This is a genomic window from uncultured Oscillibacter sp. (assembly GCF_910587525.1).
Classification (GTDB): domain Bacteria; phylum Bacillota; class Clostridia; order Oscillospirales; family Oscillospiraceae; genus Oscillibacter.
This window is the reverse complement of record NZ_CAJULS010000066.1, coordinates 1-12,466: the sequence shown is the minus strand read 5'-3', so window position 1 is coordinate 12,466 and position 12,466 is coordinate 1. Positions and strand designations below refer to the sequence as shown.

General features: G+C 57.8%; 14 protein-coding genes. 7 read left to right on the top strand and 7 right to left on the bottom strand.

Features of this window, described 5'->3' with window-relative positions:
* Positions 1-29: 29 nt before the first annotated feature.
* From QZ326_RS07440 to QZ326_RS07430, 3 genes are all read left to right on the top strand, one after another.
* Positions 30-575, top strand: a complete 546-nt coding sequence (locus tag QZ326_RS07440) for a hypothetical protein (protein WP_295743354.1) — start codon at positions 30-32, stop codon at positions 573-575.
* Complete coding sequence (locus QZ326_RS07435) at positions 572-1,453, top strand: PfkB family carbohydrate kinase (protein ID WP_295743351.1); 882 nt, start codon at positions 572-574, stop codon at positions 1,451-1,453. Before QZ326_RS07440 ends, QZ326_RS07435 begins: the two co-directional genes overlap by 4 nt.
* Before the next feature lie 154 nt (positions 1,454-1,607).
* Positions 1,608-2,501: a hypothetical protein gene (locus QZ326_RS07430; protein WP_295743348.1), complete on the top strand. Its 894-nt coding sequence runs from the start codon at positions 1,608-1,610 to the stop codon at positions 2,499-2,501.
* 55 nt (positions 2,502-2,556) lie between these two features.
* Here QZ326_RS07430 and QZ326_RS07425 read toward each other — a convergent pair whose 3' ends face one another.
* Positions 2,557-3,153, bottom strand: a complete 597-nt coding sequence (locus tag QZ326_RS07425) for a DUF4352 domain-containing protein (RefSeq protein ID WP_295743346.1) — start codon at positions 3,151-3,153, stop codon at positions 2,557-2,559.
* 299 nt (positions 3,154-3,452) lie between these two features.
* On the opposite strand from QZ326_RS07425, the gene QZ326_RS07420 reads away from it, so the two are divergent.
* Positions 3,453-4,289 carry a bifunctional 2-polyprenyl-6-hydroxyphenol methylase/3-demethylubiquinol 3-O-methyltransferase UbiG gene (locus tag QZ326_RS07420; RefSeq protein WP_295743344.1) on the top strand — a complete coding sequence of 279 codons (837 nt, stop codon included), beginning with the start codon at positions 3,453-3,455 and terminating at the stop codon, positions 4,287-4,289.
* 144 nt (positions 4,290-4,433) lie between these two features.
* On the opposite strand, the gene QZ326_RS07415 is transcribed toward QZ326_RS07420, so the two are convergent.
* Positions 4,434-4,799, bottom strand: a complete 366-nt coding sequence (locus QZ326_RS07415; protein WP_295743341.1) for a VOC family protein — start codon at positions 4,797-4,799, stop codon at positions 4,434-4,436.
* Positions 4,800-5,002: 203 nt separating this feature from the next.
* Between QZ326_RS07415 and QZ326_RS07410 the strand changes: the two genes are divergently transcribed.
* Genes QZ326_RS07410 through QZ326_RS07400 form a run of 3 tightly spaced genes read left to right on the top strand, consistent with a single transcriptional unit; the run spans position 5,003 to position 7,369 of the window.
* Positions 5,003-5,233: a FeoA family protein gene (locus QZ326_RS07410; RefSeq protein ID WP_295743338.1), complete on the top strand. Its 231-nt coding sequence runs from the start codon at positions 5,003-5,005 to the stop codon at positions 5,231-5,233.
* On the top strand, positions 5,230-7,233 hold the full coding sequence (feoB, locus tag QZ326_RS07405; RefSeq protein WP_295743335.1) for a ferrous iron transport protein B: 2,004 nt from the start codon (positions 5,230-5,232) through the stop codon (positions 7,231-7,233). The genes QZ326_RS07410 and feoB overlap by 4 nt, the downstream gene beginning before the upstream one ends.
* A gap of 10 nt (positions 7,234-7,243) precedes the next feature.
* Positions 7,244-7,369 (top strand): hypothetical protein, encoded by a 126-nt coding sequence (locus QZ326_RS07400; protein ID WP_295743332.1) that lies wholly within the window; start codon positions 7,244-7,246, stop codon positions 7,367-7,369.
* Positions 7,370-7,960: 591 nt separating this feature from the next.
* Here the strand turns inward: QZ326_RS07400 and QZ326_RS07395 are convergent.
* From QZ326_RS07395 to QZ326_RS07375, 5 genes are all read right to left on the bottom strand, one after another.
* The gene (locus QZ326_RS07395; protein WP_295743329.1) at positions 7,961-8,728 is read right to left on the bottom strand and encodes an HAD family hydrolase; all 768 of its coding nucleotides are present in this window, start codon (positions 8,726-8,728) and stop codon (positions 7,961-7,963) included.
* 4 nt (positions 8,729-8,732) lie between these two features.
* The gene (locus QZ326_RS07390; protein WP_295743326.1) at positions 8,733-9,281 is read right to left on the bottom strand and encodes a hypothetical protein; all 549 of its coding nucleotides are present in this window, start codon (positions 9,279-9,281) and stop codon (positions 8,733-8,735) included.
* 82 nt (positions 9,282-9,363) lie between these two features.
* Entirely contained in the window at positions 9,364-10,683 is a 1,320-nt protein-coding gene (locus QZ326_RS07385) for a hypothetical protein (protein ID WP_295743323.1), read from the bottom strand.
* Positions 10,684-10,808: 125 nt separating this feature from the next.
* Positions 10,809-11,930 carry an ABC transporter ATP-binding protein gene (locus tag QZ326_RS07380; RefSeq protein WP_295743320.1) on the bottom strand — a complete coding sequence of 374 codons (1,122 nt, stop codon included), beginning with the start codon at positions 11,928-11,930 and terminating at the stop codon, positions 10,809-10,811.
* 39 nt (positions 11,931-11,969) lie between these two features.
* Positions 11,970-12,466 (bottom strand): iron ABC transporter permease (locus QZ326_RS07375; protein WP_295743318.1); only part of this gene is annotated, 497 nt, incomplete at its 5' end.

The following is a 12,466-nucleotide window of genomic DNA, read 5'->3' as shown; positions in this document are numbered from 1 at the left end:
GATAGGAACCTATGAAACGATAACGGTCCTTGATTGCGATTATGATAGTGAACTACGCCTCCAAGAAGCGGGGCGACGAGGTAGGCTTCGATGTGCTCCTGGGAGCGGAGTTCCGCTTTCCCGAGAATGACAACGACTATCTGGTCTACGGCATCGACGAGCAGTGGCTCCGCTCCAACCCCTACGCCTGCTGCATGACCGCCCAGGAATTCTTCAACAAGTTCCACGACCAGGTTCTCATTATCCACGCCCACCCCTTCCGCAAGGGCAGCGCTCCGGTGCAGGAGACCGTTGTCCACGGCGCGGAGATCATCAACGGCAACCCCCGCCATGAGAACAACAACGATAAGGCGCTGGAGCTCTGCCGCCGCCATCCCGAGTACCTCCGTCTGGCGGGGTCCGACACGCACCGGGACGGCGACGAGGCCAGAACCGCCGTGGTCCTTCCGGAGCGGGTTCAGGACTCCTTCGCCTATAAGGCCGTCATTGAAAGCCGCAGTTTCCACCTGTGGAGCCCTGCGTTTCAGGAATTTGTAGAGGCCGACGAGGCCATTCGGAAGGAGGAGGCAAAATGAGCCAGTTTGACTCTCTGATCATCGGCGAGGTGGCCCGGGACACCAATGTGGACTACGACGGTGCCACCGTCCAGGCCATCGGCGGCGCCGTATATTACTCCGGCTTTGCCGCCGCCAACATCGGGCACAGGATCGCGGTGCTGCCCAAGGCGGACATGGCTCCGGAGGAGCTGAAAGACGCCTTTGCCAAGGCCCCCAACGCTGCCGTGTACCCCCTGCCCAGCACACACTCCTTTGTGACCAAAAACGTCTACCACACCCCGGACCGGGAGCGGCGCACCTCCACAGTGGACAGCGTCATCGATCCCTACCGCACTGACGAGGTCCCCGCTGAAATCAACGCCAAAATCTGGCACCTGGCAGGCCTGGTGGGAGGCGACATTCCCGACGAGATGATCCCCTTCGCCGCGGAGCGGGCCATGGTGGCCATTGATGTGCAGTGCATGCTCCGCTGGGTGGAGAACGGCGGGATGGTGTACCATGATTGGGCGGCAAAAAAAGAGATGCTGCCCTATGTCCGCTTTTTGAAAACCGACGCCGCCGAGGCGGAGATCCTCACCGGCCTCACCGACCGGGCCGAGGCTGCCAAAACGCTCTACGGCTGGGGCGCAAAAGAGGTGCTGATTACCCACAACACCGAGGTCCTGGTCTACGACGGGAAGGACATCTGCACCTGTCCCATCAAGGCCCGGAACCTCTCCGGCCGCACCGGCCGGGGGGACACCACCTTTGCCTGCTACATCAACGAGCGGCTGACGGCGGACATTCCCACCGCCCTCCGCACCGCCACGGCCCTGGTCTCTCTAAAAATGGAGACTCCTGGCCCCTACATGGGCACCCGGGCAGATCTGGACAATTACATCCGGGCGTTCTATTGAGCGAAGCAGTAAAGCGGCCCGCCGGTTTCCGGCGGGCCGCCTCTGTTATTTCTGTCCCGAATCTGTATCCCTTTTGTAATTCTTTTGAGATTTCTTTCACCAGGCGGTGTGGTATCCTGTCCCTATCCAATTTTGACAGAAAGGACTTTCCGCTATGAACCGCTTTTTCTCCATACTTTTTCTACTGTGCCTTCTCCTGTCCCTGACCGCCTGCGGCGGAAAGCCCCAGGACGCCGATCCACCCGGCGGCGCCCCTGCCCAGGATACTGCCGCCCCGCCGGAGGCGCCGCCTGCGGATACGGATAACCCGGAGGAGCCCGTCCTCACAGAGGACGAGGCCCGCCGGGCCGCCTTCGCGGAGATCCTCCGCACCGCCCATGACCGCCAGCTCCTGCCGGACGGCACTGTCCTGGACGGCAATTCCATCGAGAGCATCGAGGGCAATCTCTTCGCCCTGCACGACGTGGACGGTGACGGCGCTGAGGAGCTGATCCTCCTCTGGCAGAACGCCGCTATGGCCGGTCAGACAGAGATCGTCTACGGCTACGATGAAGCCGCCGGTGAAGTTCGGGAAGAGCTGCGGGAATTCCCTGGCGTCATCTTCTACAGCAACGGTGCGGCGGAGGCCCCCTGGTCCCACAACCAGGGCTGGGCCGGGGAGTTCTGGCCTTATACTCTTCACCGCTATGCCCTGGAGAGCGGGGTGTATGAAAATATGGGCTCCGTAGACGCCTGGGACTACTCTCTGATCTCTAACGGCTTTCCCCATGATGTGGACGCGGACGGAGACGGCATGCTGTATACCCTCCTCACCGACAATTGGAACTTCACTTACCACCAGGGCTCCGCCGGCAGCGGGGAATACTGGTACTATGAGGAGCCTCCAGTGGACGGGGCGGAATACCTGGCCTGGCGGGACGGCATTGTGGGAGATGCGGAGGCTCTGGAGCTGTCCTTTGTGTCTCTGACAGCGGAAAATATCGCCCAGACGCTGGATGTGCCCTATGAGGCCCTGATCACCACACTGCTGCCCAATGCCGCCGGATGACAAAACCCGGTCCCACCGCAGGTGGGACCGGGTTTTCGCATACGAAAGGGGCAGGTCACTTCTCCTCGGGAGTGAAGTACACAAAGAACGTGTCTCCCTCATCGCCCTCCTCGAAAGCCTCCAGATAGGAGATGGAGAAATCCTTGCTGTCGGCGGGTACTTCGTACACCAGAAGGCCGGTGCGCTCCTCGTTCACTCCCAGCGCGTATGTACCGGGCAACTGGTCGTCGCTGATGGGATCCAGCTCCTCGTAAGTCTCCGGGTCGGTGGTGATGGGCAGGCGGTAGTCCTCATCGCCGCTGCCGCCCCACTGGGCCTGGAAGTCGGTGTCGTACATCTCCACGCTGGTGGTGACGGTATTTTTCACCGTGATGTCCACCACCAGCATCTTGCAACCCTCCGCCGCCTTGCGGCCGGCGAACTCGCTGCAGGTATATGCGCTGTTGACCGTGTAGTTAAACCAGTAGGCGTGCATGGTGTCGCCCAGACGGCCCTCAGCCCAGCCGTCCTCAGCATAGACGTCCCCGTTGCCAGAGCCAATGTTATCGCTGCCGCCGGAGCTCGTTCCAGGGCTTCCGGAGTCCTTGCCCCCGCAGCCCGCCAGGGCCAGCACCAGGAACACCGCCAGCAATACCGATAACAACCGTTTCATTTGAATCCCCTCCAAAAATATCTGAAATTCTATGCTCCCGCAGGTGCTGTCTCCTGCAGGGCAATAAATATTTTACCACTGCCATATAGCAAAGTCAACCAGCTCCTTTCCCACTTTCTCTCAAAAATAATTGCCGGCCGAAAGTTCTGATAATTCTCCAAAGCTAGTTGAATTGCATAAAATTCTGTGCTATAGTAAGCAGAGTTAAAAAGCAGGCCAAAGATTCACCGCCGCGCAAAGCATGTGCCCGTTTACCCCGTTTACTATGAAGCCAGACCGATAGAGGAGACGATTTGGGAATGAATCGTGCAATCATAGATTTTTTCAGGGAAGACCCCCCTCTTTACGAAAAAAGCTCCAAGCCGTTTTGGGATGATGAACATATTTCAATGAGCATGCTGGCGGCTCATTTAGATAGAAATCACGATGGAGCTTCCAGAAAACTCACTACCATTCAAAAATCAGTCTCATGGATTTGCGGCTACTGTCAAGACGTAAAAAATAAAAGACTTTTAGATTTGGGATGCGGAGCAGGCATTTATGCAGAGCTCTTATATGATCAGGGCTTTTCCGTCACTGGTATTGATTTTTCGAAACGTTCTGTCATATATGCCCAAAACCATGCCAAAGAGACAAATCGAAAGATCGATTATCATTATCAAAACTATTTGGAAATGAATCACGATCATAAGTTTGATGTTGCAATTTTAGTCTATTGCGATTTTGGTGTGCTTTCACCGCAAGATAGAATCATTTTATTGAGAAAAATTCATCACGCGTTGAAAAAGGGCGGCATTTTGATTCTGGATGTATTCAATACGCCATATCTAAATTCCTTTCAGGAGATTCAGACAGTAAAATATGAAAAAACCGGATTTTGGTCTCCCAGACCTCACGTAGTAATTCAAAAAAACAAATTTTATGACAGAACCGCCAACACGTTGGAGCAGTATTTGGTAATCACAGGCGATTGCTGCGAGTTCTTTAATATATGGAATCAAATCTATTCCAAGACGTCATTTGCGGAAGAAATCAGAAATCAGGGCTTTGAAATGCTGGACATATTTGACAACATCTGCGGAAAACCTTTTACCGGCCTGGAGGAAAGCATGTGCGGCGTTTTTACAAAGAAATGATTCGGCATTGCAGGGCTGTCCGCAAAGGCGGCGCCCCGCTTGAAGACTTGTCCAGCCTCTCTCCCACGGCCGACAGCGTACCATGATCCACCACCTGCAAAAAACCGCCTGCGGCTGGCGCCGCAGGCGGTTTTTTTGATCCCCTCACCGGGCGGGGATGATCTCGATCCAGTACCCGTCCGGGTCGCTGATGAAATAGATGCCCATGTCCGGGTTCTCAAAGCAGATGCAGCTCATGCCTGCGTGCTTCTGATGAACGGTCTCATAATCCTCCGCCGCCAGAGCCAGGTGGAACTCGCACTCCCCCAAGTCGTATTTCTGGGGATGATCCCGCAGCCACGTCAGCTCCAGGCGGAAGTCCGTCTTCCCGTCCCCCAAAAACACGATGGTAAAGCTCCCATCCTTCGCCTCCTTGCGGCGCACCTCCTCCAGGCCCAGGGCGTCCCGGTAGAATTGGATGGACCGCTCGAGATCGGATACGTTGAAATTGAAATGGTTAAATGTCAGCATGTCTCATCACCTCACCGGCAGTATAGCACACGCCATTCCGCCTGCGCAAGGGATTTTTCCGCCCGGAGCGGAGGAAACCATCGGACTGTACGAAAAACATGCCCAACTTTCTCTATTTTTCTGTCAATTCCCTGTTTGATGTTTGTCCTGTTCCATGATACGCTAAAGACCGTTATAAAAGGCTAACTTTTGGAGGGATATCTATGACGCTGGATCTGCTGCCCCTGGGCCAGGAGGCCGTCATCACTCAAGTTGGCGGCGAGGGCGCTCTTCGCTGCCGCCTGCTGGATATGGGACTGATTCCCAAGACCGCCCTGCGGGTGGAAAAGATTGCTCCGCTGGGGGACCCCATTGAGCTGCGGGTTCGGGGATACGCCCTCTCCCTGCGGAAGGAAGACGCCCGAAACATCGAGGTGGAGGTGCGTGAGTCATGATCTTCGCTCTGGCCGGCAACCAAAACTGCGGTAAGACTACGCTCTTCAACCAGCTTACCGGCTCCAATCAGCACGTGGGCAACTTCCCCGGCGTGACGGTGGACCAGAAATCCGGCACCGTCCGGGGGCAGAAGGACTGTACGGTGGTGGATCTGCCAGGCATTTACTCCATCCGGCCCTACACGCCGGAGGAGATCGTCACCCGGGATTTTATCCTCAATCAGAAGCCCGACGGCATCATCAACATCGTGGACGCCACTAACATTGAGCGGAACCTGTACCTGACTCTCCAGCTGCTGGAGATGCGTATTCCCATGGTGCTGGCCCTGAATATGATGGACGAGGTCACTGCCGGCGGCGGCACCATTGACGTCAAGGGCATGTCTGCTGCCCTAGGCATCCCGGTGGTCCCCATCTCCGCCGTGAAGAATGAGGGCGTGGAGGAGCTCGTCCGCATGGCTGTAACCACAGCCCGGAGCAAGACGCCGCCTGCGGTTTACGACTTCTGCTCCCCCGGCCCGGTGCACCGGTGTATTCACGCGGTGGTCCACCAGATCGAGGACCATGCCGAGGCCGCGGGTCTCCCGCTGCGCTTTGCCGCCACTAAGCTCATTGAGGACGATGGGGATGTCCGGGAGCGGCTGCGGCTGGACCAGAACGAGCTGGAGCTCATTGAGCACAGCGTCCAGGAGATGGAGGCGGAGCACGGCATGGACCGCAACGCCGCTTTGGCGGACATGCGGTACGACTTTATTGAGGGCGTATGCGCCCGCACGGTGGTGAAATGCCAGGAGTCTCGGGAGCGCCGCCGCAGCGAGGCCATCGACCGAGTGGTAACTAACAAATACCTGGCCCTGCCCATCTTCTTTGGCATCATTCTTTTGATCTTCTACCTGACCTTCAGTGTGGTGGGTCAGGGGCTGTCGGACCTGCTGGCGGCGGGCATCGCCGCACTCACTGCCGCCGTGGACGCGGGGCTCACGGCCTACGGCCTGAATCCGGTGGTTCACAGCTTGGTAATCGACGGCGCCTTTGCAGGTGTGGGCAGTGTGCTGAGCTTCCTGCCCATCATCGTGGTGCTGTTCTTTTTCCTCTCCATTCTGGAGGACACCGGCTATATGGCCCGGGTGGCCTTCTTCATGGACCAGCTGCTGCGGAAGATCGGCCTCTCCGGCCGCAGCATCGTGCCCATGCTGGTGGGCTTTGGCTGCTCTGTACCGGCCATCATGTCCACCCGAACCTTGGCCTCGGAGCGGGACCGGCGGATGACGATCCTGCTGACGCCCTTCATGAGCTGCTCTGCCAAGATTCCCATCTACGCCGTCTTTTCCGCCGCCTTCTTTCCCCGCCGCGCCGCCCTGGTAATGATCGCGCTGTACTTCGGCGGCATCCTGGTGGGGATCGTGGCCGCCAAGGTGCTGGGGGCCACCGCCTTCCGGGGAAACCCCGTGCCCTTTGTCATGGAGCTGCCCAACTACCGCTTCCCCTCCGCCCGCAGCGTGTGGCAGCTGTGCTGGGACAAGGCCAAGGACTTCCTCACCAGGGCCTTTACCATCATCTTTGTGGCCACCATCATCGTCTGGTTCCTCCAGACCTTTGACACCCGGTTGAATTTGGTGACCGACAGCTCTGACAGCCTCCTAGCCGCTGTGGGGGCGTGGATTGCCCCCCTGTTCGCCCCCTTGGGCTTTGGGGATTGGCGGGTCTCTACCGCTCTTATCACCGGCTTTATCGCCAAGGAATCCGTCATCTCCACCCTGGGTATCCTCACCGGCTCCGGCGCGGAGGTCACCGCTGCCGCTCTTGGAACCCTCTTTTCCCCTGTCACCGCTGTCAGCTTTTTGGCCTTTACACTGCTTTACACACCTTGCGTGGCGGCCATCTCCGCCGTGAAACGGGAGCTTGGCTCCGGCTGGAAGGCCGCCGGCGTAGCCGCGGCCCAGTGCGCTGTGGCCTGGACGGTTTCCCTGCTGATGTACCGCATCGCCCTGCTGGTATAAGGAGGCGTCTATGCTGGAATTTCTGATCCTGGCGGGCCTGGGGCTCTGGCTGGCGCTGGCCCTGCGCTCCTGCCGCCGCCATCATGGAACCTGCGGCGGGGACTGCACCCGCTGCACCGGATGCCGCCGCTCCTGAATACGGAAAAGCGCCCCCAGCTGGGGAACGCACCATAAAAAAGCTGACATCCACTGAAAAGCCCGTGCTTTTCAGCGGGTGCCGCTTCATAATAGGGTAACCAGCATTACTTTGAAATGTGGACGGGAAAACCACTGTCAAATATTTGCAAAAGTTTATAAAGCAAACGGATTACCATTCTGAATTATTAAAGACTATTTTTGCAAGTCGGCCGAAGACGTTGGTGAGCTTTCCCGCACACAATGCCAAAAAGCCATAAAACGGCCAATCCTGCGGAGCTGCAAGATCAATCGACGAGGAATTACGGGATGCCATTTATGATGCAATTACGATCGCAAATTTGTATGATATCGACCTGTAACAGGTCATTAAGCCCAAATCAGAGCAGGTATTTGTCATCTGCTGTCTTTGCGAAAAATAGATGAGCCGCAATTTATCGCACTCCCACCGATGCTTTCCGCCGATGCTTTCCACGGAGGTTTCACAGCGACCTGCACAACATAAAAAGAGCAAGGCAAACCATTGTGGTCTGTCTTGCTCTTCACTTTTGTATGAAACTCTGCACCCTTGGAGGGCGTTTTGTTCTCTATGTCACACAGCCTTGTGCTGTTCCTCCTCCAGATCCCGCAAAATGGTGTAGACCTGGTAGATATCCTCGATCTCATAGGTGGCCCGAATCTCCTTGGGCACGTCCACATCCTTGCACTTTGTCAGCTTGGAATTGATATGGAAGGTCATGCCAAAGCCCATACGCTGGGGCCCGATGACATCCCGGGACACCGTGTCGCCCACGTAGGCGCAGGTGGACGGGTCAGAGCGGACCTGGTTCAGGGAGACCATGAAAATGTTCTTATCCGGCTTGCGGTAGCCGGTGACGGAAGACAGCGTCACATCCTGAAAATAATCCCGGATGCCATACTCCTCCAGAATGTCGAACACCTGGTAGAGGCTGGCGGTGTTGCTGATGACGCCCAGCTTCATCCCCAGGCCTTTCAGTCCAGCCAGCATCTCCGCCACACGGGGGCGGAGGGTGCGGTGGTAGTAGGTGACCTCCCACATATGGGCCAGCTCCTCGGCAAAGGGGGCCACAGTCTCCTGGTCCAGGCCGAAATCCGTCAGGACATACTGTCCCCAGATCTCCTCCGGCTTCAGCTCCCGGTCCGTAGGGCCCCGGTAGGCGGCGTAACGGTCCCAGCCGTCCGCCAGCTTCTTTTGGGCAGAGGCCAAATCATCGGATACAGCGATACCCTTCTCCTTCAAAATGCGCAGGACCTCCTGCGCGGAGGTCTCCCGGCTCTCGTCGTCCGTGAAGATATCCTCCAGCGTTCCGCCCATATCAAACAATACAGTATCAATCATCGTCTTACGGCCCTTTCCTAAGCTCCGCCACGTCTTTGACTGGGGGCTTATGTTTCCAGTATCGGTAAAACAGGAGGATCGACATCCCGTCCCCCAGAATCAGGGGAACCAGCACGAACATCCCGAAAAATTGCAGAGCCAGGATCTGCGCCCCCTGCTCCCCTCCCATGAGGACCAGCAGGGCGATCAGGCAGGCCAGCATCAGCAGCGTCAGCCACAGATAGGCCGCCGGCAGTTTTCGTTTGTCGCCGGGCAGCAGCCAGGTCAGGCCGCACACCGCCGTCCCCAGAACTGCGGGAACCAGGGCAGTGACCAGATTCTCAAGGAAAACGGGCGCTCCGTTCATCAGCGTGTGCAGCGGGCCGATCAGAAGGGCAATGGCCCCGCCATAGACGGCGGCAAACACCCAGCACAGGCAGAAGGAGTACAGCATCAGCGTACTCTTCACTCTGCCGTTTTCCATCATCTGGAAGGCGGACCAGAAGCTGTCCGCCGCGCGGTCGATCTTTTTATCGATTTGACTTTCCTGAATGGGGTTGCCTCTGCCCAGCATGGAATTCCTCCTCTTGAAAAGGGGCGGGCGGCCGATGGGCCGCCCGCCCGGCGGAGCCGCGCTTATGCGGCGAATGTCTTACTTACTTGGCCTGGTCACGCCAGTAGGTCCACATATCCTGCACGTCGGGGAAGATGCTGTAAATGGCGTCCAGATCGTTGGCGCGGGCGCCCAAGTCGTGCAGGGAGACGGGGTTCTTGTCGTTGTCCACGTCGTCACGCAGGGGCCAGTTACCGGTCTTGGTGAAGGGCTTGAAGCCGCCGCTCTGGCCATCGGCACCGCCGGTAACGTAGCGGATGAACAGACGGGCGCCGGCAGGGCTGTCACAGCCCTTGACGACAAACATGGACTCGGTGTTCAGCAGGGCGGTGTAGGGGGTCAGGTTGGTGCACCAGGCGATGTTGTAGCCGGACTCATCACGGTTCTCGATCTTGCCGGCGGAGGCCAGGCACAGGGCGGGATCGTCCTTGGTGGAGTTGTGGACAGCCAGCACCAGCTCGTCGCCGTCGCCGATGAAGGTCATCTTGGCCTGGGTAAAGCGCCACAGGTACTCCACGCCGGCGTTGTTCTCGGGAACCTCGAAGGCAAAACCGGCGGGATCATAGGTATACTCCAAATCGGTGCCGTAGATGTCCTTATAAGACTGCGCCATCTCATCAGCGTTGGTGATGAAGCTGGCGAACAGGCTGAGGTAAGCGGTCTCCTGGCCGATCTCCTTGGCGAAGATGCGGTACTTCTGGCTGCCGTCGGGGTTCTTCTCGATGATCTGCCACCAGCTGGTGATAGGCTGGCCGTCGGGGAACGCCTCGGTGTTATAGTACCAGAAGGCCTGGGAGGCATACAGGGGGAAGCTGAACTTCAGGTTCTCCTCCTCAATGTGGGAGCAGATGTCACGGGGATAGAAGGGCTCAATGATGCCCTTGCTGTAATACTCAAAGAATACGTCGCCGTTGACATCCTTGGTCTGGAGCACGTCGGCGGTGATGTTGTTGGTGCTGTTCTCAATCTCGGCCTTGCTAAGAACCTCGTCGGAGTCCAGATCGGAGACTACCAGGTCCAGGCCGGGATACAGCTCTTCGAAGCCCTCTTCGGTCTTCAGCATCTTGGAGGAGGTGGCGTAGATGTTGATGGGATTGTTTTCCGCCTTGGCCAGCTCATAGAGCTCCTCGTCGGTCATGTCACTCCACTCGTCCCAGTAGGGGCCGTAGACCTCGGTGCCGGTAGCGCGGTCATAGCCGAACTGGCCGGCGGCGGGCTGGTCAGTGCTGTCGCCGCTGTTGGCGGGCTCGTTCTGTGCAGGGGCATTGCTGTCGGCGGGAGGGGTATCCGTCTTGCCGCCGCAGGCCGCAAGGCTCAGCACCATGACGGCTGCCAGTAAGAGTGCCAATAACTTCTTCTTCATCGGGTTCTTCTCCTTTCGTTTTTGCAGAATGATTGGGGAATGGCGCCGGAGTTGTATAATCAAGCGGGGCCGTGCGGCGGTACTCCCCGCCGCACGGGAGCGCTTTGATCCGGATGACCTGGAAATTACACCGCGCGCTTAATCAGACGGGTGGTCTCCTTATTATACACGTTGATCTTATCCTGGTCAATAATCGCCCAGACTTTCTGGTCGATGTCATAGTGGACCTGACCGATCTCCTTGGACAAAAACTCCTCCTCGCCGGCCTTGAGGGTGACAATGGTCTCGGAACCGGCAGGCTGGCTGGCGTACACATTGACGGGAAGCGCACCCTCCACAGGCTCCCGGGAGATGAGAATCTGTTCGGGACGGACGGCCAGAACACAGTCGAACTCGCCGCTGGCGGGCTTCTGCTCGTTGGTAAGATGGTCTGCGGAGAAGGTATGCCCTCCCAACTCGCTCTTGACCACCAGCTCGCCGCCCTTCATCTCTGCCTTGCCGGGAATCAGGTTGATGCGGGGATTACCGATGAAGTCGGCGGCCTCCAGGTCGATGGGGTTGTTGTACAGCTCCATGGGAGTGGCCACCTGGTTCAGCTCGCCGGCCTTGAACAGGGCGATCTTGGTGGACATGGTCAGGGCCTCCACCTGGTCGTGGGTGACATAGATAATGGTGGTGCCCAGCTCCTTGTGGAGACGCTGAAGCTCGGCGCGCATGTCGATGCGGAGCTTGGCGTCCAGGTTGGAGAGGGGCTCGTCAAGGAGCAGCAGTTTGGGGCTGGAGGCCACGGCGCGGGCAATGGCCACGCGCTGCTGCTGTCCGCCGGAGAGCTCAGTGGGATAGCGGTCCTTGTACATGTCAATGCGCATCATCTTCAGCGAGTCCATGACCCGGCGGTCAATCTCATCGTGGCTCATTTTCTGGATCTTCAAGCCAAAGGAGATGTTGTTGTACACTGTCATGTGGGGCCACAGGGCGTAGGACTGGAAGACCAGGTTCAGTCCGCGCTTGCTGGGCTCGGCGTAATAGGCGTCGTCGGCGTTGATCATCTCCACACCGTCGATGGTCATGATGCCGTTCTGGGGCTTTTCCAGGCCGGACACCACGCGAAGGGTGGTGGTCTTGCCACAGCCGGAGGGGCCCAGCAGGGTCATGAAATCGCCATCCTCAATGGTCAGGTTGATGTTGCGCAGGACGTGGTTGCTGCCATAGAATTTATCAATATTCTTTAACTCAATACGACTCATTATCGTTCTTTCCTTTCTGTTATGTCGTGGGTCCGTGGTTTACCAGCTCTTGCCGATGTCGGCGCCGCCGACCTTGTTGGCGACGATATAGCAGACCAGGATGAACAGCAGCACGCACACAGAGATGGCGTCGGACATCTGGTTGTAGCCCTCCTGCGAGTAGGTAAAGGCCAGGAAGGACATAGTACGGGTGGTGGGCGTCATCATGATGATGATCAGGTCCAGCTCCTTGGCAATGGAGATGAAGGTCAGCATGAAGCCGGAGATAAAGCCGTTCTTTGCCAGGGGGATAATGATGGAACTCATCCGCTTCCAGAAGCTGGCGCCGGCAATGTCCGCCGCCTCCTCCAGCTCCACGCTGATGGAGAGCATGTTGGCGGTACCGGAGCGGCTGGCAAAGGGAAAGTGCTTGACCACGGAGGTCAGAACGATCAGGGTAAAGGTGCCGTACAGAGAGGGGATCAGGCCGCCCAGATGGGGGACGCTGAACATGGAGAAGTACATGGTGGAGAAGGCCACGCCGCTCATCAGGTAGG

Bases quoted from the DNA above. Each gene is read 5' to 3' on its own strand.
- QZ326_RS07435 (WP_295743351.1), top strand. From the start codon at position 572: ATGAGCCAGTTTGACTCTCTGATCATCGGCGAGGTGGCCCGGGACACC.
- QZ326_RS07430 (WP_295743348.1), top strand. From the start codon at position 1,608: ATGAACCGCTTTTTCTCCATACTTTTTCTACTGTGCCTTCTCCTGTCC.
- QZ326_RS07425 (WP_295743346.1), bottom strand. From the start codon at position 3,153: ATGAAACGGTTGTTATCGGTATTGCTGGCGGTGTTCCTGGTGCTGGCC.
- QZ326_RS07420 (WP_295743344.1), top strand. From the start codon at position 3,453: ATGAATCGTGCAATCATAGATTTTTTCAGGGAAGACCCCCCTCTTTAC.
- QZ326_RS07415 (WP_295743341.1), bottom strand. From the start codon at position 4,799: ATGCTGACATTTAACCATTTCAATTTCAACGTATCCGATCTCGAGCGG.
- QZ326_RS07410 (WP_295743338.1), top strand. From the start codon at position 5,003: ATGACGCTGGATCTGCTGCCCCTGGGCCAGGAGGCCGTCATCACTCAA.
- feoB (WP_295743335.1), top strand. From the start codon at position 5,230: ATGATCTTCGCTCTGGCCGGCAACCAAAACTGCGGTAAGACTACGCTC.
- QZ326_RS07400 (WP_295743332.1), top strand. From the start codon at position 7,244: ATGCTGGAATTTCTGATCCTGGCGGGCCTGGGGCTCTGGCTGGCGCTG.
- QZ326_RS07395 (WP_295743329.1), bottom strand. From the start codon at position 8,728: ATGATTGATACTGTATTGTTTGATATGGGCGGAACGCTGGAGGATATC.
- QZ326_RS07390 (WP_295743326.1), bottom strand. From the start codon at position 9,281: ATGCTGGGCAGAGGCAACCCCATTCAGGAAAGTCAAATCGATAAAAAG.
- QZ326_RS07385 (WP_295743323.1), bottom strand. From the start codon at position 10,683: ATGAAGAAGAAGTTATTGGCACTCTTACTGGCAGCCGTCATGGTGCTG.
- QZ326_RS07380 (WP_295743320.1), bottom strand. From the start codon at position 11,930: ATGAGTCGTATTGAGTTAAAGAATATTGATAAATTCTATGGCAGCAAC.